This window comes from Halomonas elongata (genome assembly GCF_029081005.1).
Lineage (GTDB): Bacteria > Pseudomonadota > Gammaproteobacteria > Pseudomonadales > Halomonadaceae > Halomonas > Halomonas elongata_B.
Genome location: NZ_JAJQTQ010000141.1, coordinates 1 through 359, shown reverse-complemented (window position 1 = coordinate 359; position 359 = coordinate 1). Strand labels below are relative to the sequence as shown.

The 359-nt window shown below is 59.6% G+C and carries 1 pseudogene; it reads right to left on the bottom strand.

Going from position 1 to position 359, the window contains the following annotated elements:
• A pseudogene (locus LU493_RS19815) lies at nucleotides 1-359 on the bottom strand (hypothetical protein); the annotation flags it as partial.

Sequence of the window (359 nt, the reverse complement as noted above, 5' to 3'; positions counted from 1 at the left end):
CGATGGAGTCGTGCAGCTCGCGGGCGATAGTGGCCCGTTCTTCCATGACGATCAGCTGCTGCTGCTTCTCCTGATGGCGGTCCAGCGCCAGGGTGCTGGTCAGCTGTTCCACCAGGGTATCCACCAGCTGCTGCTGATCGTGGCTGAGATGGCGGCCAACCGGCAGCGTCGCCAACAGGATGCCGTACTGACTATGCGCATCCGACAGCCGCCACTTCAGCGTTGTTCCGCCATCCGGCAGCGGCGGCAGATTGCGTGGACAGAGGTAGCAGCCTTTATCATCACAGTCATCATCCGAGTGGCAGGTAAACTCCTGGTGATTATCTTCGTCTTCCAGGTCGTAAACCCGTACCTCGATA